Here is a 26,102-nt window from a genome sequence, read left to right on the forward strand (position 1 = left end):
TTCCCCGGCTCTTGCTGGCCTGCTCGAATTACTTGCGTTTCATCGACAGGAAGAACTCATCGTTGGTCTTGGTCGTTTTCAGCTTGTCGACCAGGAACTCGATGGCCGCGACTTCATCCATCGGATGCAGCAGCTTGCGCAGGATCCACATGCGCTGCAACTCGTCATCGGCCGTCAGCAATTCTTCGCGACGGGTACCGGAACGGTTGATGTTGATGGCCGGGAATACACGTTTCTCGGCGATGCGACGGTCCAGGGGCAGTTCCATGTTACCGGTACCCTTGAACTCTTCGTAGATCACTTCGTCCATCTTCGAGCCGGTTTCGACCAGCGCGGTGGCGATGATGGTCAGCGAGCCGCCTTCTTCGATGTTCCGCGCGGCGCCAAAGAAACGCTTCGGCTTTTCCAGGGCATGGGCATCGACACCACCGGTCAGTACCTTGCCGGAACTCGGGATGACGGTGTTGTAGGCACGGGCCAGACGGGTGATGGAGTCGAGCAGAATCACCACGTCCTTCTTGTGCTCGACCAGGCGCTTGGCCTTCTCGATCACCATTTCGGCAACCTGCACGTGACGGGTCGGCGGCTCGTCGAACGTCGAGGCAACCACTTCGCCGCGCACGGTGCGCTGCATCTCGGTCACTTCTTCCGGACGCTCATCGATCAGCAACACGATCAGGTGGACTTCAGGGTTGTTACGGGCGATGTTGGCCGCGATGTTCTGCAGCATGATCGTCTTGCCCGCCTTCGGCGGCGCCACGATCAGGCCACGCTGGCCTTTGCCGATAGGCGCGCACAGGTCGATGACACGACCGGTGAGGTCTTCGGTGGAACCGTTGCCGGCTTCCATCTTCATGCGCACGGTCGGGAACAGCGGAGTCAGGTTCTCGAAGAGAATCTTGTTCTTCGCGTTTTCCGGACGGTCGAAGTTGATGGTGTCGACCTTGAGCAGTGCGAAGTAACGCTCGCCTTCCTTAGGAGGGCGGATCTTGCCAACGATGGTGTCACCGGTGCGCAAGTTGAAGCGACGGATCTGGCTCGGCGAGACGTAGATATCGTCCGGGCCGGCGAGATAGGAAGCGTCTGCGGAGCGGAGGAAGCCGAAGCCGTCCTGGAGAATCTCCAGCACGCCATCACCGGAGATTTCCTCGCCGCTTTTCGCGTGCTTCTTGAGCAGGGAGAAAATCACGTCCTGCTTGCGCGAACGGGCCATATTTTCTATGCCCATCTGTTCGGCCAATTCGAGCAGTTCGGTAATCGGCTTTTGCTTGAGTTCAGTCAGATTCATATAGGAATGACGTAATCATTTATGGAGGGGAAAATTAAGCTTTTGGCTTAATGAGGCCGCGCCGCGGAGAAGGCGACAGGATCGCGTACTTATTCGAAAGGAGAGCGTCGGCGACGGCTTGCAGGGGGCAATGGAGAAACCAGTGCGGGGCCGAATGTAACACCTGGATTTGCGAGCGTCTAGCCCCGGATAACGAAAAAGCCCCGCGATTTGCGGGGCTTTTGGCAAGGCATTCGACGCTTAGATGTTGGCGTCGAGGAACGCGGCCAGTTGCGACTTCGACAGCGCGCCGACCTTGGTGGCTTCGACGTTGCCGTTCTTGAACAGCATCAGGGTCGGAATTCCACGCACGCCATGCTTGGCCGGGGTTTCCTGGTTTTCGTCGATGTTCAGCTTGGCAACGGTCAGCTTGCCCTTGTAGGTCTCGGCAATTTCGTCCAGGACCGGAGCGATCATTTTGCAAGGACCGCACCACTCAGCCCAATAGTCGACCAGCACTGCGCCTTCGGCTTTGAGTACGTCAGCTTCGAAGCTAGCGTCGCTAACGTGTTTGATCAGATCGCTGCTCATGGAAATCTCCGGGGTAATCAGCAAAAAAACGTGGCCCATCATAGCTGCCCTTCCCAGGTTCAGGAAGCCGCAGTTGATTGAGTCTCCCTATGGTGACCGATGGGTTTACGTATGGCCCACGTCAGGAAGCGGTCGGGGCGATGAAGGAAATACCGGTGCGCAACGCAGCATTACGTACATGTTCTTGCATGGTTTTGTGCGCCGAAACCGATGCGCGACGGGCCAGGGCACGAAGGATCTTGCGGTGTTCCTGCCACGTTTCCATCGCCCGCTCCGCCCTGATGAACGGTAGCTTCTGACTCTCAAGGAAGATATCGGCGCTGGCGGTGAGAATGCTCAACATCGCCTGGTTGCCGCTGGCCAGCAGAATGCGCCGGTGAAATTCGAAATCCAGTTGTGCCGCTGCGTCGAACTCCCCGGCCTTCAATTCGCGGCGCATGGCCTCGACGTTGTCATCCAGTGCGTCGAGTTCATCGGCGCTCAACGTCACGGCCGCCAATCCGGCCGCGAAACCTTCAAGGGCATAGCGCAGCTGGAAGATATCCACCGGCGAGGCCTGGGCGGCGAACGGCCAGCGCGCTGTCGAGTCGTCGCGCGCGACCTGCGCTGCTCCCTGGACGAAAACGCCCCTACCCGGTTGGACGCTGATCAACCCCAGGGCGCTCAACGATGACAGCGCCTCGCGCAGAGACGCCCGGCTGACCCCCAGTTGCAAGGCCAGGTCCCGTTGAGAGGGCAGCGCATCGCCCGGGCCGAAGCCTTCGTCGACGATGAGTTTGCGGATGGCTTGCAGCGCCACTTCAGGCACGGCACGAGCGATGGAATTCATGGTTTTCCAGACAACCCGGACGAATGAGCGGCTAGTTGTAAAGCTATTCGAAGCCCCCGGCAAGTCGTGCCCCAGCGGGGTTCGGCCGCCCGAAGCGACGCTCGATAACGGTGCGAAAAACAACCCAACTGTTCAGACCAGTCAGACCGACCGGTGCCTGCAAAACCGTGGCTTTGGCGGACCGACGCCCGGTTTGGCATGCCCTGTGCTGTGTCCGATCGGAGAAATCACACCATCGACCGCGGAGATTCACCATGATCCAGCGTTGCAGCGTCCTGCTCACTGCCCTGTTTGCCAGTTTGATGCTTTGCCAATTGCCCGCCCACGCCGATGGCCTGGAAGACGTGGTAAAACGCGGCACGCTCAAGGTCGCGGTGCCCCAGGATTTTCCACCGTTCGGTTCGGTCGGCCCGGACATGAAGCCGCGCGGCCTGGATATCGACACGGCGAAACTGCTGGCCGACCAGCTCAACGTCAAGCTGGAATTGACGCCGGTCAACAGCACCAACCGCATCCCTTTCCTGACCACAGGCAAGGTCGACCTGGTAATTTCCAGCCTGGGCAAGAATCCGGAGCGTGAGAAGGTCATCGATTTCTCCAGCGCCTATGCGCCCTTCTACCTCGCCGTGTTCGGCCCGCCCGATGCCGCAATCACCGGCCTGGACGACCTCAAGGGCAAGACCATCAGCGTCACCCGTGGCGCTATCGAGGACATCGAGTTGACCAAGGTCGCCCCCGAAGGCGCCACCATCAAGCGTTTCGAAGACAACAACTCGACGATCGCCGCCTACCTGGCCGGTCAGGTGGACCTGATCGCCAGCGGTAACGTGGTGATGGTCGCCATCAGCGAGCGCAACCCCAAGCGCGTCCCGGCGCTGAAAGTGAAACTCAAGGATTCTCCGGTCTACGTGGGCGTGAACAAGAACGAGCCGGCGTTGCTGGACAAGGTCAACCAGATTCTCGCCACCGCCAAGACGGACGGAAGCCTGGAAAAGAACGCGCAGACCTGGCTCAAGCAACCGCTGCCGGCCGACCTCTGATCGTCGCTTGAGAGGCTGAGCATGGCTTACCAGTTCGATTTTCTGCCGGTGGTGCAAAACACCGAGCTGCTGTTGCGCGGTGCGCTGTTCACCGTGGAACTGACAGCCATCGGCGCGTTGCTCGGGGTTGGCCTGGGCATCGTCGGCGCGGTGGTGCGGGCGTGGAATATCCGTCCGTTCGCGGCGATCTTTGGCGTGTACGTGGAGCTGATCCGCAACACGCCGTTCCTGGTCCAACTGTTTTTCATTTTCTTCGGCTTGCCGTCCCTTGGCTTGCAGATTTCCGAGTGGCAAGCGGCGGTGCTGGCGATGGTGATCAACCTGGGGGCGTATTCCACCGAGATCATCCGGGCCGGTATCCAGGCCATTGCACGAGGGCAACTGGAAGCCGCCGCGGCGTTGGCGATGAGCCGCTTCGAAGCGTTCCGCCACGTGGTGCTGCTGCCGGCGCTGGGCAAGGTCTGGCCGGCCTTGAGCAGCCAGATCATCATCGTGATGCTCGGCTCGGCGGTCTGTTCGCAGATCGCCACCGAAGAGCTGAGTTTCGCCGCCAACTTCATCCAATCGCGCAATTTCCGCGCCTTTGAAACCTACGCACTGACGACGCTGATCTACCTGTGCATGGCACTGCTGATCCGCCAGTTCCTGAATTGGGTCGGGCGTCGCTACATCGCCAGGAGCAGCCAATGAGCGATTTCACGTTCTGGGACGTGGTGCGCAACCTGCTCACCGGCCTGCAATGGACTCTGGCGCTTTCGCTGGTGGCGTTTATCGGCGGTGGTGTGGTCGGCTTGTTGGTGATGGTGCTGCGCATCTCCAAACGCGCCCTGCCCCGCAACATTGCCCGCACGTATATCGAGCTGTTCCAAGGCACGCCGCTGTTGATGCAGCTGTTTTTGGTGTTCTTCGGCGTGGCCCTGGCCGGGGTGGAGATTTCGCCGTGGATGGCGGCGGCGATTGCCTTGACGCTGTTCACCAGCGCTTACCTGGCGGAGATCTGGCGCGGTTGTGTCGACTCGATTGCCAACGGCCAATGGGAGGCCTCCGCGAGCCTGGCCCTCAACCCGTTGGAGCAGTTGCGCTACGTGATCCTGCCCCAGGCCCTGCGCATCGCCGTGGCGCCGACCGTGGGCTTTTCCGTGCAGGTGGTCAAGGGCACGGCCGTGACGTCGATCATCGGTTTTACCGAACTGACCAAGACCGGCGGCATGCTCGCCAACGCCACGTTCGAGCCGTTCATGGTGTATGGCCTGGTCGCCCTCGGTTATTTCCTCCTTTGCTACCCCCTGTCCCTCAGCGCGCGCTACCTGGAAAGGAGACTGCATGCCTCTGCTTAGAATTTCCGCCCTGCATAAATACTACGGCGATCACCATGTGCTCAAAGGCATCGACCTGAGTATCGAAGAAGGCCAGGTGGTGGCGATCATCGGTCGCAGCGGCTCGGGCAAATCCACCCTGCTGCGCACCCTCAATGGCCTGGAATCGATCAACGATGGCGTGATCGAAGTGGACGGCGAATACCTCGACGCGGCCCGCGCCGACCTGCGCAGCCTGCGGCAGAAAGTCGGGATGGTGTTCCAGCAGTTCAATCTGTTCCCGCACCTGACCGTCGGCGAAAACGTCATGCTCGCGCCGCAGGTTGTACAAAAAGTGCCCAAGGCCAAGGCGGTGGAACTGGCCCGCCAGATGCTCGAACGGGTCGGGCTCGGCGAAAAATTCGACGCCTTCCCCGACCGCTTGTCTGGCGGGCAGCAGCAACGGGTGGCGATCGCCCGTGCCCTGGCGATGTCGCCGAAAGTCTTGCTTTGCGATGAAATCACCTCGGCGCTGGACCCAGAGCTGGTCAACGAGGTGCTCAGCGTAGTGCGGCAACTGGCCAAGGAAGGCATGACACTGATCATGGTCACCCATGAAATGCGTTTCGCCCGGGAAGTGGGCGACAAACTGGTGTTCATGCACCAGGGCAAGGTGCACGAGGTGGGTGATCCCAAGCTGCTGTTCGCCGATCCGCAGACGGCGGAGCTGGCGAACTTCATCGGGACGGTGGAGCCTGCCTGATTTTTGCTGCCAAAGAACACTCTGTGAACGGCTCTGGATCAAGGGTTTGGATCAGGTGCGTTGGCGTAGGCGGTCGATCGTGGCAGGATGGCAAGGTTATCGACCGAGACTCTCTGACCATGCCGCCATCCCAAGCCAAGAATCTGTCCCTGATCGCCGCTATCGACCTGGGCTCCAACAGCTTCCATATGGTCGTCGCGAAGGCCCAGAACGGGGAAATCCGCATTCTTGAGCGGCTCGGTGAAAAGGTTCAGCTGGCCGCCGGGATCGACGAAGAACGCAGGTTGAGCGAGGAGTCCATCCAACGCGGGCTCGATTGCCTCAAGCGATTCGCCCAGTTGATCAACGGCATGCCGTTGGGCGCGGTGCGGATCGTGGGCACCAACGCCCTGCGCGAGGCGCGCAACCGTGGCGAGTTCATCCATCGCGCCGAAGCGATCCTCGGCCATCCGGTGGAAGTCATTTCCGGCCGTGAAGAGGCCCGCCTGATCTACCTCGGCGTTTCCCACACCCTGGCTGATACCCCCGGCAAACGCCTGGTGGCGGACATTGGCGGTGGCAGCACCGAGTTCATCATCGGCCAGCGCTTCGAACCGCTGTTGCGCGAAAGCCTCCAGATGGGTTGCGTCAGCTACACCCAGCGTTATTTCCGCGACGGCAAGATCACCCCGGCCCGCTATGCCCAGGCCTACACGGCGGCACGCCTGGAAATCATGAGCATCGAACATGCCCTGCACCGGTTGACCTGGGACGAAGCCATCGGCTCCTCGGGGACCATCCGCGCCATCGGCCTGGCGCTCAAGGCTGGCGGCCACGGCACCGGTGAAGTCAACGCCGAGGGCCTGGCCTGGCTCAAGCGCAAGGTGTTCAAGCTCGGCGATTCGGACAAGATCGATTTCGAGGGCATCAAGCCTGATCGCCGGGCGATTTTCCCGGCGGGACTGGCGATCCTCGAGGCGATCTTCGACGCGCTCGAATTGCAACGCATGGACCATTGCGAAGGCGCCCTGCGTGAGGGCGTGCTCTACGACTTGCTCGGGCGGCATCATCACGAAGACGTGCGCGAACGCACCCTGGGCTCGCTCATGGAGCGTTATCACGTCGACCAGGAGCAGGCGGCGCGGGTCGAGCGCAAGGCGCTGCATGCCTTCGACCAGGTGGCCGACGATTGGGACCTGAACGACGGCGTTTGGCGCGAACTGCTGGGTTGGGCCGCCAAGGTGCATGAAGTGGGCCTGGATATCGCCCACTACCATTACCACAAGCACGGCGCCTACCTGATCGAGCACTCCGACCTGGCGGGTTTCTCACGCGAAGACCAGCAAATGCTGGCGCTATTGGTACGTGGTCATCGACGCAATATTCCCAAGGACAAATTCGCCGAATTCGGCGATGACGGCATCAAGCTGATTCGCCTGTGCGTGCTGTTGCGCTTCGCGATCCTGTTCCACCACATCCGTGGCACCCAGCAAATGCCCCAGGTTACCCTGCACGCCGACGGCGATCAGTTGGATGTGATATTCCCCGAAGGCTGGCTGGATGAGAATCAACTGACCCAGGCGGACTTTGCCCAGGAAGCCGAATGGCTGACGCGGGTGGGGATTTTGCTGAACATCCACTGAGTCCAGCAACAACACAAATCTCTTGTGGCGAGGGGATTTATCCCCGCTGGGCTGCAAAGCAGCCCCTGGAAGTCCGGACTCAGTGGATCTGACAAACCGCGCTGCAGGCTTTAGGGCTGCTGCGCAGCCCAACGGGGATAAATCCCCTCGCCACAGCAAGCTCCCTCGCCACAGGGGGAGCCGTCCCTCGCCGCAGACCTTAACTAACCGCCAACACCGGGCTGCTCAAGCGCTCCAGCAACGTCGCCTGGGCGCTGCGCGGGTTCTGGTTGCCGGTCGGTGTGTTGCGGATGTAGCGACCGTCCGACTGCAAGCTCCAGCTGTGAGTGTTGTCGGTGAGGTAACTCTCCAGCTCTTTCTTGACCCGCAGGATCAGCTTCTTGCCTTCCACCGGGAAGCAGGTCTCGACGCGCTTGTCGAGGTTGCGCTCCATCCAGTCGGCACTGGAAAGAAACATCTGCTCCTCGCCACCATTAAGGAAATAGAACACCCGCGTGTGCTCCAGGAAACGCCCGATGATCGAGCGCACGTGGATGTTATGGGACACCCCCGGGATACCCGGCCGCAGGCAGCACATGCCACGCACCACCAGGTCGATGCGCACGCCCGACTGGCTGGCCTTGTACAACGCACGGATGACTTTCGGATCGGTCAACGAGTTGAACTTGGCGATGATGTGCGCAGGCTTGCCGTCCAGGGCGAACTGGGTTTCCCGGGCGATCATGTCGAGCATGCCCTTCTTGAGGGTGAACGGTGCATGCAGCAGCTTCTTCATCCGCAACGTCTTGCCCATGCCGATCAACTGGCTGAACAACTTGCCGACGTCTTCACACAAGGCGTCGTCGGACGTCAGCAAGCTGTAGTCGGTGTACAGGCGGGCGTTGGCCGCGTGGTAGTTGCCGGTGCCCAAGTGAGCGTAGCGCACGATCTCGCCAGCCTCGCGCCGCAGGATGAGCATCATCTTGGCGTGGGTCTTGAAGCCCACCACGCCGTAAATCACCACCGCACCGGCCGCTTGCAGACGGCTGGCCAGTTGCAGGTTGGACTCTTCATCGAAGCGCGCGCGCAATTCGATCACCGCCGTGACCTCCTTGCCGTTTCGCGCCGCGTCCACCAGGGCATCGACGATCTCGGAGTTGGCGCCACTGCGGTACAGCGTCTGGCGCACCGCCAGGACATGTGGATCCTTGGCGGCCTGGCGCAGCAAGTCGACCACCGGGGTGAACGACTCGAAGGGGTGCAACAGCAGGATGTCCTGCTTGCTGACGACACTGAAAATGTTTTCGCTGTTTTGCAGCAGTTTCGGGATCTGCGGTGTAAACGGCGAATATTGCAGCTCCGGATGGCTGTCCAGGCCGGTGATGCTGAACAGCCGCGTCAGGTTCACCGGACCATTGACCTGGTACAGCTCGGTCTCATGCAGGTTGAACTGCTTGAGCAGGTAGTCGGACAGGTGTTTCGGACAGGTATCGGCCACTTCCAGGCGCACCGCATCGCCATAGCGACGGGAGAACAACTCGCCGCGCAGGGCGCGGGCCAGGTCTTCTACATCCTCGGTGTCCACCGACAGGTCGGCGTTGCGGGTCAGGCGGAATTGGTAGCAGCCCTTCACCTTCATGCCCTGGAACAGGTCATCGGCGTGGGCGTGGATCATCGACGACAGGAACACATAGTTGTCGCCCGGGCCGCCGACGTCTTCCGGCACGCGGATGATCCGCGGCAGCAGGCGTGGCGCCGGGATGATCGCCAGGCCGGAATCACGGCCAAAGGCGTCGATGCCTTCCAGCTCGACGATGAAGTTCAGGCTCTTGTTCACCAGCAATGGGAACGGGTGAGTCGGGTCGAGGCCGATCGGGGTGATGATCGGAGCGATTTCGTCACGGAAGTAACGGCGTACCCAGGTCTTGAGCTTGGTGGTCCAATAGCGGCGACGGATGAAGCGCACCTGGTGCTTTTCCAGCTCCGGCAACAGGATGTCGTTGAGGATCGCGTACTGGCGATCGACATGACCGTGCACCAGTTCGCTGATGCGCGCCAGGGCCTGGTGCGGTTGCAGGCCGTCGGCACCGGCCTGCTCGCGGGCGAAGGTGATCTGCTTTTTCAGCCCGGCGACGCGAATCTCGAAGAACTCGTCCAGGTTGCTGGAGAAGATCAGCAGGAATTTCAGCCGCTCCAGCAGTGGGTAGGACTCATCCAGCGCCTGTTCAAGGACGCGGATGTTGAATTGCAGTTGCGACAGCTCACGATGGATGTACAGGCTGCTGTCATCCAGATTGGGCACCGCGATCGCCGGCGCTGGGGCCGGCTCGGGCGCGGCAGCGGGGGCCGGTTCCAGCTCCGCTGGCGTTTCGGCGACTGGCTCGACCACGGGCTGAGCGTCTTTTACGGCAACTTCTGTGAGTCCTTCGGTATTCATCGCAAGTTCCTGGGAGGCTATTTCTGCTCTCGTAACAATTGGGCGGCGCGCACGGCAAAGTACGTCAGGATGCCATCAGCACCCGCGCGCTTGAAAGCGGTCAGGGATTCGAGAATCACCCCTTCGCTCAGCCAGCCGTTCTGGATCGCCGCCATGTGCATCGCATACTCGCCGCTGACCTGATAAACAAAGGTCGGCACTTTGAATTCATCCTTTACCCGACAGAGAATGTCGAGGTAAGGCATCCCCGGCTTGACCATGACCATGTCTGCCCCTTCTGACAAGTCGGCAGCCACTTCGTGCAGGGCTTCGTGGGCATTGGCCGGGTCCATCTGATAGGAGGCCTTGTTGGCCTTGCCCAGGTTCAGGGCCGAGCCGACCGCGTCGCGGAACGGACCGTAATAGGCGCTGGCGTACTTGGCCGAGTAGGCCATGATGCGCACATTGACATGCCCGGCCACTTCCAAGGCTTCGCGGATTGCCTGGATCCGGCCGTCCATCATGTCCGACGGCGCCACCACCTGGGCACCGGCCTCGGCGTGGGACAGCGCCTGCCTGACCAGCGCATCGACGGTGATGTCGTTCTGCACATAGCCTTCTTCGTCGAGAATGCCGTCCTGCCCGTGGGTGGTGAACGGGTCCAGCGCCACGTCGGTAATCACCCCCAGCTCCGGGAAACGTGCGCGCAGGGCACGGGTCGCGCGCTGTGCAATGCCCTCGGGGTTCCAGGCTTCGGCGGCATCCAGGGATTTCAGGCCCGGCGGCGTGACAGGAAACAGTGCCAACGCCGGGATACCCAGCTCGACCCACTCGGCCGCCGCTTCCAGCAACAGGTCGATAGTCAGGCGCTCCACGCCTGGCATCGAGGCCACCGCCTCACGGCGATTCTCGCCGTCCAGCACGAACACCGGCAGGATCAGGTCGTCGGTGGTCAGCACGTTTTCGCGCACGAGCCGACGAGAAAACTCATCCCGGCGATTGCGACGCAGGCGAGTGGCGGGAAACAGACGGTTGGCGGGGGTAAAGCTCACGGCAGACTCCTGAGCCCGCAAAAACGGGCGAGCGTGACAGTTATAAGCGGCCATTATGACGAACACATGACAGTTGTGCTAAAGCGTGACCGGTAGTCGCAGTCATTGTCTTCTGTAGGAAATGTTCACGTCGAGACACATTTCGATACTTTCCTGAATGTGCCTGAAGGGTTAGGCTGCGCGTTCATTTCGCCAGCACCCAGACAATGCTCCAACAATTTCTCCACGACTTCGGCTACCTGGCCCTGTTCATCGGCACGTTCTTCGAAGGTGAAACCATCCTCGTGCTCGCAGGTTTCCTGGCGTTCCGTGGCTACATGGACATCAACCTGGTGGTCGTCGTGGCGTTTTGCGGCAGCTACGCCGGTGACCAGCTGTGGTATTTCCTGGGGCGCAAGCACGGTCGCAAGCTGCTGGCGCGCAAACCGCGTTGGCAGTTGATGGGTGATCGGGCGCTGGAGCACATCCGCCGGCATCCGGACATCTGGGTCCTGAGCTTCCGCTTCGTGTATGGCCTGCGCACCGTGATGCCAGTGGCGATCGGCTTGTCAGGCTATCCACCGGGCCGCTATCTGTTGCTCAACGGTATCGGTGCGGCGATCTGGGCCACGGCGCTAGCTGCCGCCGCGTATCACTTTGGCGCGGTGCTCGAAGGCATGCTGGGCAGTATCAAGAAATACGAACTGTGGGTACTCGGCGCCCTGCTGTTGCTGGGCTTGGGCCTGTGGCTGCGCCGTCGCATCAAAAATGCCCGGCTGGCCAGGAAAAATCTCGAGACCGAGCGACAGGAACAAGCCAGGGCCAGCGAATCTACGCCAGGCGAGTGAGTCGGTTGCGACAGCAGTAAAGCCCGATGCCACTGACCAGGCTGTAGCTCAACAACCCCACCCAAGCCACCGGGCTCGCTGGCCACAACCCTGCCACCGGCGCCAACCCTACCAGCGGCAGGTTCGCCGCCAGCCGCAGCAACTCCAGCTTCAGCGCCCAAGGGCGATTCTCAAGGGCCACGCCCAAGGCAAACAGCCCCAACGCAATCGCCCCCCAGCCCAATACCAGGGCGGCAACCGGCAGGCTGTTTTCAAGGTTCATCAGATAGCTGCCCAAGGCGATGTAGATACAGAACTGCAGCGCCACATACCACCGCTGGCGTGCGTCCAGCGGTACTTCGAATTTGCGGAATTGGGACAGGTCAGGCTTGTTCAGCGGGTATCTGGCGGCCACATCGGCCGGGCGCCAACCGGTGGGCATGAACCAGATCCGCAGCTTGTCCCACCAACGCTCGGCCCGTCGGGCATCAGCCCAGAGCTGCCCATAGAACTGCACGTTCGCCCACAACGGATTCCAGCTCGCCAGCGGCGTAGTCACGCCAAACACCACCGGCTCATCCTCGTCCTCTTCCTGGAAGGTGCCAAACAGACGGTCCCAAATAATGAACACGCCGCCGTAGTTGCGATCCATGTAGAGAGGGTTCTGCGCATGGTGGGCACGATGATTGGACGGCGTGACGAAGCACCATTCCAGCCAGCCGAGCTTTGGAATGTGTTGGGTGTGGACCCAGAACTGATACAGCAGGTTCAGCGCCGCGACACTGACGAACACCACCAGCGGCACGCCCAGGATCGCCAGCGGCAGATAGAAAATCCAGCTCAGCAGAAAGCCTGTGCTGGTCTGGCGCAAGGCGGTGGAGAGGTTGTAATCCTCGCTCTGGTGATGCACCGAATGAGCGGCCCAGAGGATATTGCGTTCATGGCCCATGCGGTGCAGCCAGTAGTAGCAGAAATCATAGAAGACGAAGGCAGCCACCCAGGTCCAGGCCTGGTCAGCCGGCAGTTGGAAGATTGCCAGGTGCTCCAGTGCAAAGGCATAGGTGACCAAGCCGACACCTTTGGTCAGCAGCCCGGTGGTGGTCGACAGCACGCCGGTACTCAGGCTGTTGATGGCGTCCGCCAGCCGATAATGGCTCACGCCGCGCCAACGATCGGCGAGCAACTCGACGGCGATCAACACGAAGAAAAACGGCACGGCATACAGAATGAAATTCATGATGCGACCCGGGCAGGCAAGGCAAGGAAGATAGTCGGCAGATTAGGTGTAGCTGCCCGAGACCCCTATGGCAACGAGTGACAAATTAGTAGACATTTAACGCCATGAATCTGGAGAAAAAGCCCATGAGCAAAAAAGTTGCAGTGATCCTTTCCGGCTGTGGCGTGTACGACGGCGCGGAGATTCACGAAAGCGTGATTACCTTGCTGCGTCTCGACCAGCGTGGCGCACACGTCCAATGTTTCGCCCCGAACATTGCCCAGCTGCATGTCATCAACCATCTGACTGGCGAGGAAATGCCCGAAAGCCGCAACGTGCTGGTGGAGTCGGCGCGCATTGCCCGAGGCGATGTGAAAGACCTGCGCGAAGCCAAGGCCGAGGACTTTGACGCGCTGATCGTGCCCGGTGGTTTCGGCTCGGCGAAAAACCTTTCCAACTTCGCTGTCGAAGGGGCCGGTTGCGTCGTGCAGCCGGACGTCCTGGCGCTCACCGAGGCTTTCGCCGAAGCAGGGAAACCCGTGGGGCTGATGTGCATCTCACCGGCCCTGGCGGCGAAAATCTACGGCCCCGGCGTGACGTGCACCATCGGCACGGATGCCGATACCGCCGCTGCCGTGACCAAGATGGGCGGCACCCATGAAGAATGCCTGGTCACCGATATCGTCGAGGACACTGCGCGCAAACTCGTCAGCACACCCGCCTATATGCTGGCGAAGAACATCAGCGAGGCGGCTTCGGGGATCAACAAGCTGGTGGACCGGGTGTTGGAATTGACCCACGAGAACGACGCCTGACCCCATTTCCTCTTTCCTGTGGGAGGGGGCCAGCATCAGGACAAGCGAGCCAACCGCGTCAATATCCGATCCAGCGCATTGGCGAAACCCTGCTTGTCCCGCTCGCTGTACGCCGCCGGGCCGCCGCCCACATGGCCCTGCTCACGCAAGTCGGTAAACAGGTTGCGCACCGCCAGTCGATCGCCCATGTTCTGCGCGTCGAATTCCTTGCCCCTCGGATCGAGGGCGGCGACGCCCTTCTTGACCAGGCGGTCCGCCAGCGGCACGTCGCTGCAGATGACCAACTCACCCGGGACGGCGTGCTCCACCAGGTAGTCATCCGCCGCATCAGGACCGCTTGGCACCACGATCAGCTTGACCAGGGCCAGGCCCGGCTTTATTTGCGGCTGCCCAGCGACCAGCACCACTTCGAATTGGCGCTTCAAGGCGAACTTGACCACCAGTTCCTTCGCGGCCTTGGGGCAGGCGTCAGCGTCGATCCATACGCGCATAAGTGGTTTCCTCTATCTAAAAAGCATCGCGAGCAAGCTCGCTCCCACAGAGACAGCCTACATCCTGTGGGAGCGAGCTTGCTCGCGATTATGAGCGCAGCGAATGCGGCCGTTCAGGAAACCTGGACCCGACGCTTCTCCGCCACCCAACTGCGCCCGTACAGTACGACGATCGCCAGGATCGCCACCACCTGGGCGGTCAGCGAATAAGCATCGGCATGAATGCCCAGCCAGTCGAACTCGAAGAATGCCACCGGCCGCGTGCCGAATATCCCGGCTTCCTGCAGCGCCTTCACGCCATGGCCAGCGAACACCACCGACAGCGCACAAAGCAACGCGGCGTTGATGCTGAAGAACAGCGTCAGGGGCAGTTTCGCAGAGCCCCGCAAGATCACCCAGGCCAACCCGACCAGCAACACCAGCGCCGTCGCGCCGCCAGCCAATACGGCGTCATGACCAGCGGGACCGGCCTGCAGCCACAGGGTCTCGTAGAACAGGATCACTTCGAACAATTCGCGATAGACCGAGAAAAACGCCAGGATCGCGAATCCGAAACGGCCACCGCCGCCCACCAGGCTGCTTTTGATGTAGTCCTGCCAGGCCGCTGCGTGACGCCGGTCATGCATCCAGACACCCAGCCACAACACCATCACGCTGGCGAACAACGCGGTGGCGCCTTCGAGCAACTCACGCTGGGCGCCGCTGACGTCGATCACATAGGCGGCCAGCCCCCACGTCGCCAGACCGGCGAGCAATGCCAGCCCCCAGCCGATGTTGACGCTGCGAACCGCCGACTGCTGGCCGGTGTTGCGCAAGAATGCCAGGATAGCCGCGAGCACCAGGATCGCTTCCAACCCCTCGCGCAACAGGATCAGCAAGCCGGAGATGTAGCTCAACGACCAGCTCAAGCCATCGCCACCCAACAGGCCGGCGGATTCCTTCAACTTGGCCTTCGCCGCGTCCAGGCGTTGTTGGGCCTGGTCCACTGGCAAGCCATCCTGTAAAGACTGACGGAAAGCCATCAACGCCTTTTCGGTGTCCTTGCGCACATTGGCGTCGACGTTATCGAGCGAACTCTCCACCAGCTCGAAGCCTTCCAGGTAAGCCGCGACCGAAAGGTCGTAGGCCTGGTCATGATCACCGGCGCGATACGCCGCGATGCTTTTGTCCAACGTCGTGGCGGTGTAGTCGAGCAACTGCGCCGGGCCGCGCTGCACTTGCGGCGGCTGGGCACGTTGGGCGCGAAACGTCGCTGCTGCCGCGGGCCCTTGGGCAGCCAGGATTTCGGCCGGAGTCTGGCGGGCCAGATCGGCCAGGTTGTAGGTCAGCTCGCTTTTTGTCGCGGCCGGGTCGGCGCTGAAGCTGGCAATGTAAGTTGCCAGGTCCCAGCGCTGGCGGTCGTCGAGCTGGTCGGCGAAAGCTGGCATGTCCGTGCCCTCGACGCCCATGCCCAGGGTGTTGTAGATCGCGTAGAGGCTCAGGCGATCCAGGCGCTGGCCATCCCGCAGGTTCGCCGGTGGCGGCTCCAGGCCGACGCCGGCCGGACCATCGCCAGCACCGGTGTCACCATGGCAAACCGAGCAATTCTGCGCGTACAACGGCGCACCGCGCGCCGGATCCGGGGTAATGATCGGCGCTTGGCTGACTTCGTACGCCACCGCCAGCCTTGCCCCCAACTGCCGAGCCAGGCGGGCGACGTCGTCGCCGTCCCGGCGTTCGGTGATAGCCCCGCGCAACGTGCCGATGCCTTGGGTCAACTCAGCCTTTTCCGGCTTGGCCGGCAGCGCAGCAATCAACCCCTCCAACACTTGGGTGAACTCCAGTTGCTCGCGGTATTCCGAATCGTCGATGACTTTTCCCGCTTCGACAGTCGCTGGGTAATCCGCCCCGATGTAATCAAGCAGGTGCAAGGCCTGGGGAGCGCCTTCAGTGGTATCGGCCAGCAGATCGGCGCTGCACAGCGCCAACAACGGCAGCGCTAGCCAAGCCAGGAAACGAAACGGGGCAGGCATGAATGACTCTCGGTTGGAAATAAGAAGTAACATATTGTTCACTTCCAATGCGCTTGACTCAAGTACCGATGTGTTTTCCACGCACATTTTCATCGGATCTTCATGGTTTGGAAGTGACATCACAAAAACATCATTTGGCGATTAAAAAGCCACTACGCGGTCAATCCTCCTGTTTATAATGCGCCGCCATCTTATTTGTTGAAGGCATAAGAGCTCCTCTGTCCATGAGGAACCGACGGCGCTCCAGTGCCCCGTTCGTGGATCGCCCCAGCCCGACCCGCACACCTGGCTGATATTCAGGGAAGAAGTGTTCATGGCATCCCGTGCCTGTTTTCCGGTCGCCCTCTGCGCGATCACTCTGCTGTCCGGCTGCTCGGCCTTTCGCAACTACGACAGTGAATTGGCCCAGACCAATCAGCAATTGGCCTCCGGCAATGTCGACGCGGCGCTGGCCCTGCTGGAGAAGAACAACTCCAGCCAAGATAAAGACCTGCTGTATTTCTTCGAGAAGGGCGAGTTGCTGCGGGCCAAGGGTGACCTCTCCGGCAGCCAGGCGGCCTGGGGCAGCGCAGACCAGCAGGTTGGCCAATGGGAAGACGCGGTCAAGCTCGACACCGCCAAGTACCTGGCGCAGTTCGGCAGCTTCCTGGTCAACGACAAGGTCCGGCGCTACGAGGGTTATGACTATGAGAAGGTCATGCTCACCACGCAGATGGCCTTGAACCTGCTGGCGGTGAATGACTTCGACGGCGCACGGATGCAGATCAAAAAGACCCACGAGCGCGAAGCGGTGATTGCCGACCTGCGGGACAAGGAATATCTCAAGCGTGAAGAGGACGCCGAAAAGCAAGGAGTCCAGACCGAATACAAGGACCTCAAGGGTTACCCGGTTGCCAGCCTGGACGCACCGGAAGTGGTCAGCCTGAAAAACAGTTACCAGAGCGCGTTCAGCCATTACCTGGCGGGCTTCGTGTACGAGGCGTTGGGCGAAAAAGACCTGGCCGCGCCGGGTTACCGTAAAGCCGCCGAACTGCGCCCCAATACCCCATTGCTGGAGCAGGCGCTGCTCAATCTCGACAAGCCCGCCGCCAAGGACGACGACAGCGATATCCTGATCGTGGTGCAGAGCGGGCTGGCGCCCTCCCGGGATTCGATCCGTATCCCGCTGCCCCTGCCCATCAGCGGCAACGTGGTTATCACGCCGTTGTCATTCCCGCTGATCAAGCCGGACACGTCCACCGCCACCTTCGCCCAGATCGGCGTCGACGGCCGGCAACTGGACCTGACCTCACTCAACAGCACCACGGCCATGTCGCGCCGCGCCCTGCGCGATGACATGCCGGGAATCATCCTGCGTACCACCGTACGCGCAGTGAGCCGTGGCGTGGCGCAAAAGCAGATCAACGAAACCAATCCCCTGGCCGGCCTGGCCGTGGGCATTACCTCGGCCGTGCTTGAAGGGGCCGACACCCGGACCTGGCGCACCCTGCCGGATTACACCCAGGTGGTGCGCCTGCGCCTGAAAAAAGGCGAGCACCAGGTCACCTTGCCAAGCGTGTTCGGCGGTTCGGTGGTGAAGGTCAAGGTCGATCAGCGTTACCAGGTCATCACCCTGCGGGCGGTGGGCAACCAGGTGTTCGCCGGCGGCCTGGCGGCCCAGGTAATCCCGAGTGCCAATCCCACCGCCATCGCCCTCAAGCAACCTTAAGAACGGAGTCTTGTTCACATGCGTTTAAAACTGATCGCCGTCGGCGCCCTGGCCTTGCTGGCCGGCTGCGCCACCCCACCGCCACCGGAGCCGGGCAGCGCCGCCAGCAAGGTCGTGGCAATGGGCAAGACCAAGAACATCGTAGTGGGCGCCATGCGCGTCGCTCGGGAAAACGGCTACATGACCGTCAATGTGCAGCTGAGCAACACCAGTTTCAACAACAAGAATATGTATTACCGCTTCGCCTGGCTGGGACCGGAAGGCTTCCCCATCGCCGAGGAAGAAAGCTGGAAAAGCCTGACGCTGTACGGCGAACAGACCCGCTTCCTGCCGGCCATCGCACCGACACCCAAGGCGGTGGATTTCCGACTGGAAATCAACACCCCGTGAGGTGCTGAAACCTGTGGGAACGAGCTTGCTCGCTCCCACACCAGCCCCCGAGTGATGCCTGATCCCTTTATTTCAGCTTTCGAGAGCAACCCCTATGTTCCTACGCATTTCCTCCCTTGCCCTCGCCGCCCTGCTCGTCAGCGGCTGTGCGAACAACTCACCGGTCCTGGGCAACAAGAACATCAGCTATGGCGACACCAAGGCCGTGGAAACCGTCACCAACGAATTCGGCTCCACCGATCTGCAAATGATCGCCGAATCCATGACCCGCTCCCTCGCCCAGTCCGGCGTGCTGCAGGGTCGCCCAGTGGTCCAGGTCTATGACGTGAAGAACAAGACCAGCGAGTACATCGATACCCGGGAAATCACCACCAGCATCAAGACCCAACTCATGAAGACTGGCGCGGCGCGCTTCGCCAGCGACAACAACGCCATGGACAGCCAGGTCGACCAGCTGAAGTTGCAGAACCAGAGCGGCCTGTACAAAAAGAGCACCGTGGCCAAGACCGGCAACATGATCGCCGCCAAATATCGTATCGAGGGCTCCATCAGCTCGATCGTCAAGCGCAGCGAAGATTACAAGGACGTGTTCTACAAGTTCAGCCTGCAACTGATCGACGTCGAAAGCGGCCTGGCCGAATGGATGGACGAAAAAGAAATCCGCAAGACCACGGAGCGTTAAGCCATGCGCACATGGATCGCAATGATGGCCCTGGCTTGCGCATTCACTGCGCAAGCGGCCCCAAAAGTCGCGGTGACGGATCTGGCGTACCAAGAACGCGTCGAGGAATACATCCACACGGTTTCGGCCCAAAGCAACTTCCAGGCGAGCCCGTACAGCGCCAGCGCGTCGTCGAGCTACGACGAAATGGAGGCCACCAGCAGTTACATCGAGCAGGGTGAGCTGCGCAAGTTCACCGGTGATATCAAGGGCGAGATGCTGCGCAGCGGCATGTTCCAGCTGGTGCAGGGTACGCCGTATACCGCGTCGTCCAAGGGCGACGTATACGACGTGATCAAGCGTATCAAGGCGGGGAACTTCAAGGGGGCCGACTACGTGCTGTTCGGCACTGTGTCGGACATCGACTTCACCCGCGACATCAATGAACTTGGCACTGCCGACAGCTACTCGGCGGTGCTGGCCCTGACGTTGGTGGCGGATTTCAGCCTGATCAACACCAAGACCTTTGAGATCACCTCGGCCTTCACCGCCATGGGCGAAGGCCAGGACACCAAGCTTCTGAACCACCGAGACGTGCGCATCAGCCTCAATCGTCCGCGGGTCGTGCGTGAAGTGTCCAAGGCGCTGGGAGAAGATGTGGCACGGCAGTTGAGCGAACAGCTCGGCGGCCCGATCCAGGAGCAAGCCGGCGAACCTGTGCAGCGCAACAATCTGCCGAGGGACACGGCGCCAGTGATCCTGCGCTGATTTTCAGTCAGGTAACTGATTTTGTGGTGAGGGGATGGCTCCCCTCACCCCATTGGTTTACACCGCAGCCTTGCGGATCGTCGCCAGCAAACCCGCCGCGCCAATGAACAATCCGGCAAAGGTCCGGTTCATCCGCCGTTGCTGCTTAGGGGTACGCAACAGGCGCAACACCTTTGACGCCAGTCCGGTGTACCCGGCCATGACAATCAGATCGACGCAAATCATCGTCACGCCAAGGATCAGGTATTGCTTGACCAAAGGTGCATGGGGATCGATGAACTGTGGCAGCACGGCGAGCATGAACACCAGGGCCTTGGGGTTGCTGATGTTGACCAGAAAGCCGCGAAACACCAGCGCCAAGGGCTTGCCGATGGGGCGCACCGCCGCGTCGTCGCTGAGGTCGCCGGGGACGGCCCGCCACTGCTTGACGCCCAGGTAGACCAGGTACGCCACGCCGAACCACTTGATTGCATAGAAGGCGGTTGCCGACGCGGTGAGGATCGCGCCCACGCCTGCCGCGACAATTGCGATTTGCAGCGCCAGGCCCAATTGCAGGCCCAAGGCGTTCCAATAACCGCGCCAGAAGCCGTATTGCAAGCCACTGGACATCGATGCAATGGCACCGGCGCCCGGCGAAAGACTGATGACCCAGCAAGCGGCGAAAAACGCCAGCCACGTTTCCAGCAACATTGCACACCTCGGCTCAGATCCATCGAAACGACTAAGCTAATGCGCCGCCGGGCCGGTGGCCATTCTTTTTTTCAGGGGTCGCCAGGGTAGGTGTCGGGTTATTCGACGAAACCGCCGACCGGAAACGCCTCGCTGCCGCGCCAGCGCCGCACCGACCGTTGGAAAAACAGGCTATTGGGCACCTGAACCATGGAACTGCCGGTGCCGAGTTCCTCGGGTTCGATCAACGTGGTGTAGAGCAGATTGATCGCCACCACCCGCCCCTTGATGCCTGGCTTGTCGGTGGCTTCCACCAGCTCGACTACGTCGCCCAGGCGGAACGGGCCGACGGTGTAGATCAGGATGGCACACAGCAAATTCGACAATACGCTCCAGATGGCAAAGAACGCGACCGCCGCAACGGCAACGAACCCCGACAGCGCGGTCCAGAGCACCGTGGCCGAGACACCGAGGCGCTCCAGCGCCACCAGCACTGCGCTGCCCATGATCAACCAGCGCAGCACGCCGCGCAGGATGATCATCAGCTGGGTCGGCAATGGATAGCGCTCGCCGAGCCCCGTGAGGAAGCGCGCCACGAACCGCTGGGCAACATAACCTACCAACAGGATCAGCAGGATTTGCACACCGAGCCAGATCGGCTCGATCCACAGGACCGGTATGGGCAAGGACAACGCTTCCATCAGGACAACGCCTCCAGCTCCGCTTGCAGGTTTTCCAGCAACTCCAGGGCTTGCATCCACGCCTCCTCAAGTTCCGCTTCCCGAACCTTCAGCTTGGCCTGTTCGGCCAGCAGATCACGCAGCTCGTCCTTGCGTGCCGCCTCGTAGAGACCACTGTCCCCGAGGCTGGTTTCGATTTTTTGCAGCTTTTCATGCAGCTTGCCCAGCTCGCCTTCGAGCTTGTCGGCTTCGCGCTTGTGCGGCGCCAGTTGCTGGCGCAACGCCGCGGCGGCCTGGCGTTGGGCTTTCTTGTCGGTTTTGTCCGGGTTGACCGGCGCGCTGCTGACCGGTGCGTTGCGCTGGCGATAATCCACCAGCCAGCGCGCATAGTCTTCAAGGTCGCCGTCGAACTCTTCGACTTTACCGTCCGCGACCAGATAAAAGTTGTCCGTGGTGCTCTTGAGCAAGTGCCGGTCGTGGGAAACCACCAGCACCGCGCCGCTGAATTCCTGCAAGGCCATGGTCAGGGCCAGGCGCATCTCCAGGTCCAGGTGGTTGGTCGGTTCGTCGAGCAACAGCAGGTTCGGCCGCCCCCAGGCGATCAACGCCAGGGCCAGGCGGGCTTTTTCGCCGCCGGAGAAATTCAGCACCGGCTCGTCGATGCGCGCCCCGCGGAAATCGAAACCACCGAGGAAGTCCCTGAGTGTCTGCTCACGCTCGGTTGGCGCCAGGCGCTGCAAGTGCAGCAGCGGGCTGGCCTTGGCATCGAGGGAATCCAGCTGGTGCTGGGCAAAGTAGCCGACCACGGTGTTTTCACCGCGCGTCAGGCGCCCGGCCAGGGGCTGGAGCTCACCGGAAAGGTTTTTGATCAGGGTCGATTTACCGGCGCCGTTAGGCCCCAACAGACCGATCCGCGCGCCGGGGGTCAGTTGCAACTTGACCTTCTCCAGCACGGTTTTTTCGCCATAGCCCAGTCGTGCATCCGACAGGTCAATCAACGGGCTGGAGATCTTCGACGACTCACGGAAAACAAAATCGAATGGCGAATCGACATGGGCCGCCGACAGCTCTTCCATCCGCTCCAGGGCCTTGATCCGGCTCTGCGCCTGGCGAGCCTTGGTGGCTTGGGCCTTGAAGCGAGCGATGTAGCTTTCCATGTGCGCGCGCTGCGCCTGCTGTTTCTCGTAGGCTTGCTGTTGCTGGGCCAGGCGCTCGGCGCGGGCACGCTCGAAGGCGCTGTAGCCGCCGCGATACAAGGTGAGCTTGCGCTGATCGACATGGGCCACGTGATCCACCACGGCGTCAAGGAAATCCCGATCGTGGGAAATCAGCAACAACGTGCCCGGGTAGCTCTTGAGCCAGTCTTCGAGCCAGATGATGGCGTCGAGGTCCAAGTGGTTGGTCGGTTCGTCGAGCAACAGCAAGTCCGACGGGCACATCAGGGCTTGCGCCAGGTTCAGGCGCATCCGCCAACCCCCGGAGAAATCACCGACCTGACGGTCCATCTGTTCATTGGTAAAGCCCAGCCCGGCGAGCAATTTACGAGCCCGGGCGTCGGCGGTATAACCGTCGGCGCTGTCGAGCTCCGCGTGCAGGCGAGCTTGGGCGGCGCCGTCATGGGCGGCTTCGGCTGCGGCGAGGTCGCGCTGGACCTGACGCAGGCGCAGGTCGCCATCGAGCACATAATCCACCGCCAGGCGTTCGAGGGTGTCGACCTCCTGACGCATATGGGCGATGCGCCAATCGGCGGGCAGCAAGCAATTGCCGGAGTCCGGGTGCAACTCGCCGCGCAACAAGGCGAACAGGCTCGATTTGCCGGCGCCGTTGGCACCGATGAGGCCGGCTTTGTGGCCGGCGTGCAGGGTCAGCTCGGCGTCTTCTAGCAGACGTTGCGGACCACGCTGTAAAGTCAGGTTCTGAAGTCGAATCATAATGGCGGCGGAGTCTACCAGCTTCGCCCGCAACTGGCGCGAGTAGCACGATGTCGTCTGATCTGTGGAGCTTTTCGATCAACCTCTACGCCAAGCCTGGTGTGGAATCCGCGTGCCTGGCACTACAGACAGGTGGCGCGAACGTGTGCCTGCTGCTCTGTGGGCTGTGGTTGGAACAACGCGGCGTGAGCTGTGATGAGCAAAAGCTGCAGCAGCTTAAGCATCTGGCCGGACCTTGGGACTCGACCGTCGTGCAACCGTTGCGCAAGTTACGCACCCAATGGAAAAACCTTGCCCTTCAGGATCCAGGGCTGGGTGGCTTGCGCGAACAGGTCAAGAAACTGGAACTGGAAGCCGAACGGCTATTGCTTGAGCGGCTGGAGGCAACGGTCAAGGACTGGCCAACGGGACAATCCTTGGATTCAGCGCAGTGGCTGCAAAGGCTTGCGGCAAATGCCGGCCAAGCCAACCACGACGCGCTGCATCAGCTGCGCGTCGCGGTTTCCGACATTTAGGAAACGCGGGTTGGAGTGGGGCTTGGGGCGGTGGCTACACTCGGGTTCAGTGCCGGTGCTGGCGTACCAGCCGTTGGCGCGGGGGTCGCCGCCGGAGCTGGCGCAGCAGGTTTGGCAGCCGGAGCGGTTGCCGGTTTTGCAGCGGCTGGCTTGGCGGCGGCTGGCTTTTTCACGGCCGGCTTCGCGGCAGGCTTGGCGGCAGCGGCGCTCGCTGGTTTGGCTGCAGCCGGTTTAGCCGCAGGCTTAGCCGCAGCTTTGGCAGGCGCCTTGGCGGCGACTGGCTTGGCCGCGGATTTCGCAGCAGGTTTGGCCGCAGCAGGTTTGGCAGCAGTGGCCTTGGTCGCAGTTGGCTTGGCAGCCGGCTTCGCAGCGGGTTTGGCGACCGCTTTCACAGCCGGTTTGGCAGCGGTGGCTTTCGTTGCCGCAGGCTTGGCGGCAGCGGTCTTCGCAGCGGGCTTGGCAGCCACTTTGGCAGCAGGCTTAGCGGCGACAGGTTTGGCAGCGGCTGCTTTTACGGCAGGCTTGGCGGCAGCTTTGGCGGCCGATTTTTTCGCAACGGGTTTCGCCGCGCTGGCAGCAACCGGTTTTTTCACGGCAGGTTTGGCCACTGGTTTGCTGGCTGCCTTTGCCCCTACCTTGGTCACTGGCTTGGCGGCCACTTTTGTTGGAGTTTTTGCCGCGACAGGTTTAGCCGCTGGCTTCTTGGCCGATACAGCGGCAGGCTTGGCCGCGCGAAGCGTCAGCGCCTTGCCTGCGGCTTCCTGGACACGACCCACGCCTTGGGCCAGCTTCAGGCTCTCCTGGGCGTCACGCTTGAGTTGCAGGATGTAGGCGCGGGTTTCGGATTGACGATCCTTCAGGGCATCGAGCAGGTTCTCGAGTTCCTTCACGGCATCCTTGGCCTTGGCTTGTGCCTTGGCTTTGCCAGCGGTTGCCGCGTCTTGCAGTTTGGTGCGCGACTTGTGAAGTTTTTCCTGCGCCTTGCCGCGTTGTTTTTCCAGCTTGGCGAGTAGTTTTTCAGCATCAGCCAGGGCTTGGGAGCAGGCATTTTCCAGATGCTCGAGCAAGCTGCCCGACAGTTGTTGGAGCAAGTGCAACGGAGTGTTTACAGGCTTCTTAGTGGCCGACATGGTTTACCTCCTGACTGACGTGAGAGCGGCTCATACTAGACCTCTGCTGCAACCGCCGCTAGGGCATGTTGACACTACACAAGGCGTTGCGTTGCACGGCACAAGAAATCTTCTGCGCCGGCGCCTGGGCAATTCACTTTTACTGTTTGCGGCACTGGCATAATCCCTCGAATCGAGGCCGGAGAAAGTACACATGTCGCGTCATCTTTTTTTACTTCTTTGCATGATTTTCCCAGTGGCCCAAGCCACAGAAAAACCCAACGCAAACGAAGCCCGGGAGCTGGCCTACAGTCTTGGCGCGAGCCTGGGGGAACGCCTGCGCCAAGACGTACCCGACCTGCAGATACAAGCCTTGGTCGAAGGCCTGCAACAGGCCTATCTTGGCAAGCCGCTGGCGTTGGACGATGAACGCATCGAAAGGATCCTGGCCGAACACCAGGCGCAGTTGACGGCGCAATCGGCGACGCCGCAAGACCAAGTGGCGCTGAAGACCGAGCAGAAGTTTCTCAACGAGGAAAAAGGCCGGCCAGGCGTCCAGCAATTGCCGGACGGCATCCTGTTGACCGAACTCAAGCCAGGCAGTGGCACGAAAGCCGGCCCCCACGGCAAGGTCCAAGTGTTGTATGTCGGTCGTCTGCCGGACGGCACGGTGTTCGATTCCAACCATCAGGCACAGTGGTTCAATCTTGATAGCGTGATCGATGGCTGGCGCAGTGCATTACCGCAGATGCCCGTAGGCGCGAAGTGGCGGTTGGTGATTCCTTCAGCCCTGGCCTATGGCGCCGAAGGTGCCGGAGACGTTATTCCACCTTTCACGCCCCTGGTATTTGAAATTGAACTGCTGGGCGCGACGACTTGACGCCCTGAAAAGAAAAACGGCACGCAATGCGCACCGTTTTCTGTCCCGAAGATGATCTCAAGCCTGGACCGCAGCTTCTTCCTTGTGGGCGTTGTGCAGCACTTCGATCAGGCAGTCTTCCAGCTCGAAACGCTCGTGCAACAAGCCGCCAAGTTCCTTGAATTTTTCCGCCACGCATTTGCCTTCATCGCACAGGTCGTTGAAGGCCAGCAGCTTCTCGGTGATGACATCGATGCGCGGGTAAATCGTGTCGGCCAGTTCCAGGCCGCGCTTGTCATTGAAGGCCTTGGCCTCGCCCGTGAGTTGCTCGTAGATCTCGAAATGACCCGCGGACACATAGTCCACCAGCACACCACAGAACTCTTGCAAGGGCTTGCGGCTTTCACTCAGTGCTTCAGGCTTGTCGCCAAGAGCATCATAGGCTCGAACCAGTTCGTGACGCTCCTGCAACCAGCGGTCGATCAGCAGATGCACCCCACCCCAGCGTTCCTGAGCATTCTGACAACTTTCGAGCATGGTGATTTCTTCCCTTCTGAGTCACGCCCCTCGCCGTCTGAAACACCCGCCTGAATGATCAGGAGCAAGCCAGACACAACA

The 26,102-nt window shown here is 61.1% G+C and carries 26 protein-coding genes; 13 read left to right on the forward strand and 13 right to left on the reverse strand.

Annotated elements, in window-relative coordinates:
* Positions 1 to 28: 28 nt before the first annotated feature.
* The 3 genes from rho to ACLK1G_RS09005 form a co-directional block, all read right to left on the reverse strand.
* Positions 29 to 1,288, reverse strand: a complete 1,260-nt coding sequence (gene rho, locus ACLK1G_RS08995; RefSeq protein WP_003206716.1) for a transcription termination factor Rho — start codon at positions 1,286 to 1,288, stop codon at positions 29 to 31.
* 240 nt (positions 1,289 to 1,528) lie between these two features.
* On the reverse strand, positions 1,529 to 1,858 hold the full coding sequence (gene trxA, locus ACLK1G_RS09000; protein WP_003206727.1) for a thioredoxin TrxA: 330 nt from the start codon (positions 1,856 to 1,858) through the stop codon (positions 1,529 to 1,531).
* 121 nt (positions 1,859 to 1,979) lie between these two features.
* Positions 1,980 to 2,687 (reverse strand): FadR/GntR family transcriptional regulator, encoded by a 708-nt coding sequence (locus tag ACLK1G_RS09005; protein WP_420765115.1) that lies wholly within the window; start codon positions 2,685 to 2,687, stop codon positions 1,980 to 1,982.
* A gap of 254 nt (positions 2,688 to 2,941) precedes the next feature.
* Between ACLK1G_RS09005 and ACLK1G_RS09010 the strand changes: the two genes are divergently transcribed.
* The 5 genes from ACLK1G_RS09010 to ppx all read left to right on the forward strand — a co-directional run bounded on the left by ACLK1G_RS09010 (position 2,942) and on the right by ppx (position 7,407).
* On the forward strand, positions 2,942 to 3,727 hold the full coding sequence (locus tag ACLK1G_RS09010; protein ID WP_420765116.1) for a transporter substrate-binding domain-containing protein: 786 nt from the start codon (positions 2,942 to 2,944) through the stop codon (positions 3,725 to 3,727).
* Positions 3,728 to 3,748: 21 nt separating this feature from the next.
* The gene (locus ACLK1G_RS09015) at positions 3,749 to 4,417 is read left to right on the forward strand and encodes an amino acid ABC transporter permease (RefSeq protein WP_420765117.1); all 669 of its coding nucleotides are present in this window, start codon (positions 3,749 to 3,751) and stop codon (positions 4,415 to 4,417) included.
* Positions 4,414 to 5,064 (forward strand): amino acid ABC transporter permease, encoded by a 651-nt coding sequence (locus ACLK1G_RS09020; RefSeq protein ID WP_420765118.1) that lies wholly within the window; start codon positions 4,414 to 4,416, stop codon positions 5,062 to 5,064. Before ACLK1G_RS09015 ends, ACLK1G_RS09020 begins: the two co-directional genes overlap by 4 nt.
* Positions 5,051 to 5,785, forward strand: a complete 735-nt coding sequence (locus ACLK1G_RS09025) for an amino acid ABC transporter ATP-binding protein (RefSeq protein ID WP_420765119.1) — start codon at positions 5,051 to 5,053, stop codon at positions 5,783 to 5,785. The genes ACLK1G_RS09020 and ACLK1G_RS09025 overlap by 14 nt, the downstream gene beginning before the upstream one ends.
* Positions 5,786 to 5,904: 119 nt before the next feature.
* Positions 5,905 to 7,407, forward strand: a complete 1,503-nt coding sequence (ppx, locus tag ACLK1G_RS09030; RefSeq protein WP_420765120.1) for an exopolyphosphatase — start codon at positions 5,905 to 5,907, stop codon at positions 7,405 to 7,407.
* A gap of 199 nt (positions 7,408 to 7,606) precedes the next feature.
* Here ppx and ppk1 read toward each other — a convergent pair whose 3' ends face one another.
* Positions 7,607 to 9,823, reverse strand: a complete 2,217-nt coding sequence (gene ppk1 / locus ACLK1G_RS09035; protein ID WP_420765121.1) for a polyphosphate kinase 1 — start codon at positions 9,821 to 9,823, stop codon at positions 7,607 to 7,609.
* 17 nt (positions 9,824 to 9,840) lie between these two features.
* Positions 9,841 to 10,854 (reverse strand): porphobilinogen synthase, encoded by a 1,014-nt coding sequence (gene hemB, locus ACLK1G_RS09040; protein ID WP_420765122.1) that lies wholly within the window; start codon positions 10,852 to 10,854, stop codon positions 9,841 to 9,843.
* A 206-nt stretch (positions 10,855 to 11,060) separates the two neighbouring features.
* Here hemB and ACLK1G_RS09045 point away from each other — a divergent pair, with 206 nt between their 5' ends.
* Entirely contained in the window at positions 11,061 to 11,681 is a 621-nt protein-coding gene (locus tag ACLK1G_RS09045) for a DedA family protein (RefSeq protein WP_420765123.1), read from the forward strand.
* Here ACLK1G_RS09045 and ACLK1G_RS09050 read toward each other — a convergent pair.
* On the reverse strand, positions 11,665 to 12,897 hold the full coding sequence (locus tag ACLK1G_RS09050; protein ID WP_420765124.1) for a sterol desaturase family protein: 1,233 nt from the start codon (positions 12,895 to 12,897) through the stop codon (positions 11,665 to 11,667). The two genes, ACLK1G_RS09045 and ACLK1G_RS09050, sit on opposite strands and share 17 nt — an antisense overlap.
* Positions 12,898 to 13,022: 125 nt before the next feature.
* Here ACLK1G_RS09050 and elbB point away from each other — a divergent pair, with 125 nt between their 5' ends.
* The gene (gene elbB, locus ACLK1G_RS09055) at positions 13,023 to 13,691 is read left to right on the forward strand and encodes an isoprenoid biosynthesis glyoxalase ElbB (protein ID WP_420765125.1); all 669 of its coding nucleotides are present in this window, start codon (positions 13,023 to 13,025) and stop codon (positions 13,689 to 13,691) included.
* A 35-nt stretch (positions 13,692 to 13,726) separates the two neighbouring features.
* Here elbB and ACLK1G_RS09060 read toward each other — a convergent pair whose 3' ends face one another.
* Together ACLK1G_RS09060 and ACLK1G_RS09065 are read right to left on the reverse strand one after the other, a co-directional pair.
* The gene (locus ACLK1G_RS09060) at positions 13,727 to 14,182 is read right to left on the reverse strand and encodes a YaiI/YqxD family protein (protein WP_420765126.1); all 456 of its coding nucleotides are present in this window, start codon (positions 14,180 to 14,182) and stop codon (positions 13,727 to 13,729) included.
* A gap of 113 nt (positions 14,183 to 14,295) precedes the next feature.
* A complete protein-coding gene (locus tag ACLK1G_RS09065; RefSeq protein WP_420765127.1) occupies positions 14,296 to 16,194 on the reverse strand; it encodes an FTR1 family protein in 1,899 nt (632 codons plus the stop codon).
* Positions 16,195 to 16,507: 313 nt separating this feature from the next.
* Here ACLK1G_RS09065 and ACLK1G_RS09070 point away from each other — a divergent pair, with 313 nt between their 5' ends.
* The 4 genes from ACLK1G_RS09070 to ACLK1G_RS09085 all read left to right on the forward strand — a co-directional run bounded on the left by ACLK1G_RS09070 (position 16,508) and on the right by ACLK1G_RS09085 (position 19,721).
* Positions 16,508 to 17,902, forward strand: coding sequence for a COG3014 family protein (locus tag ACLK1G_RS09070; RefSeq protein ID WP_420765128.1), 1,395 nt, complete (start codon positions 16,508 to 16,510; stop codon positions 17,900 to 17,902).
* Between the two features lie 18 nt (positions 17,903 to 17,920).
* The gene (locus tag ACLK1G_RS09075; RefSeq protein WP_420765129.1) at positions 17,921 to 18,292 is read left to right on the forward strand and encodes a DUF1425 domain-containing protein; all 372 of its coding nucleotides are present in this window, start codon (positions 17,921 to 17,923) and stop codon (positions 18,290 to 18,292) included.
* Between the two features lie 94 nt (positions 18,293 to 18,386).
* Entirely contained in the window at positions 18,387 to 18,974 is a 588-nt protein-coding gene (gene lpoB / locus ACLK1G_RS09080) for a penicillin-binding protein activator LpoB (protein ID WP_030138155.1), read from the forward strand.
* 3 nt (positions 18,975 to 18,977) lie between these two features.
* Positions 18,978 to 19,721 carry a penicillin-binding protein activator LpoB gene (locus ACLK1G_RS09085; RefSeq protein WP_420765130.1) on the forward strand — a complete coding sequence of 248 codons (744 nt, stop codon included), beginning with the start codon at positions 18,978 to 18,980 and terminating at the stop codon, positions 19,719 to 19,721.
* A gap of 57 nt (positions 19,722 to 19,778) precedes the next feature.
* On the opposite strand, the gene rhtB is transcribed toward ACLK1G_RS09085, so the two are convergent.
* The 3 genes from rhtB to ACLK1G_RS09100 all read right to left on the reverse strand — a co-directional run bounded on the left by rhtB (position 19,779) and on the right by ACLK1G_RS09100 (position 23,001).
* Positions 19,779 to 20,411, reverse strand: coding sequence for a homoserine/homoserine lactone efflux protein (rhtB, locus tag ACLK1G_RS09090; protein WP_420765131.1), 633 nt, complete (start codon positions 20,409 to 20,411; stop codon positions 19,779 to 19,781).
* A gap of 98 nt (positions 20,412 to 20,509) precedes the next feature.
* Positions 20,510 to 21,091, reverse strand: coding sequence for a mechanosensitive ion channel domain-containing protein (locus tag ACLK1G_RS09095; protein WP_420765132.1), 582 nt, complete (start codon positions 21,089 to 21,091; stop codon positions 20,510 to 20,512).
* Complete coding sequence (locus ACLK1G_RS09100; RefSeq protein ID WP_420765133.1) at positions 21,091 to 23,001, reverse strand: ATP-binding cassette domain-containing protein; 1,911 nt, start codon at positions 22,999 to 23,001, stop codon at positions 21,091 to 21,093. Before ACLK1G_RS09100 ends, ACLK1G_RS09095 begins: the two co-directional genes overlap by 1 nt.
* 50 nt (positions 23,002 to 23,051) lie before the next feature.
* Between ACLK1G_RS09100 and ACLK1G_RS09105 the strand changes: the two genes are divergently transcribed.
* Complete coding sequence (locus ACLK1G_RS09105) at positions 23,052 to 23,516, forward strand: TIGR02444 family protein (RefSeq protein ID WP_420765134.1); 465 nt, start codon at positions 23,052 to 23,054, stop codon at positions 23,514 to 23,516.
* On the opposite strand, the gene ACLK1G_RS09110 is transcribed toward ACLK1G_RS09105, so the two are convergent.
* Entirely contained in the window at positions 23,513 to 24,646 is a 1,134-nt protein-coding gene (locus tag ACLK1G_RS09110) for an AlgP family protein (RefSeq protein WP_420765135.1), read from the reverse strand. The genes ACLK1G_RS09105 and ACLK1G_RS09110 overlap by 4 nt on opposite strands.
* A gap of 193 nt (positions 24,647 to 24,839) precedes the next feature.
* Here ACLK1G_RS09110 and ACLK1G_RS09115 point away from each other — a divergent pair, with 193 nt between their 5' ends.
* The gene (locus ACLK1G_RS09115) at positions 24,840 to 25,505 is read left to right on the forward strand and encodes an FKBP-type peptidyl-prolyl cis-trans isomerase (RefSeq protein WP_420765136.1); all 666 of its coding nucleotides are present in this window, start codon (positions 24,840 to 24,842) and stop codon (positions 25,503 to 25,505) included.
* Between the two features lie 57 nt (positions 25,506 to 25,562).
* Here ACLK1G_RS09115 and ACLK1G_RS09120 read toward each other — a convergent pair whose 3' ends face one another.
* Positions 25,563 to 26,021 (reverse strand): Rsd/AlgQ family anti-sigma factor, encoded by a 459-nt coding sequence (locus ACLK1G_RS09120; RefSeq protein ID WP_039590209.1) that lies wholly within the window; start codon positions 26,019 to 26,021, stop codon positions 25,563 to 25,565.
* Between the last annotated feature and the right edge of the window lie 81 nt (positions 26,022 to 26,102).

The sequence above is a fragment of the Pseudomonas algeriensis genome, assembly GCF_048847255.1.
In the GTDB taxonomy this organism is placed as follows: Bacteria; Pseudomonadota; Gammaproteobacteria; order Pseudomonadales; family Pseudomonadaceae; genus Aquipseudomonas.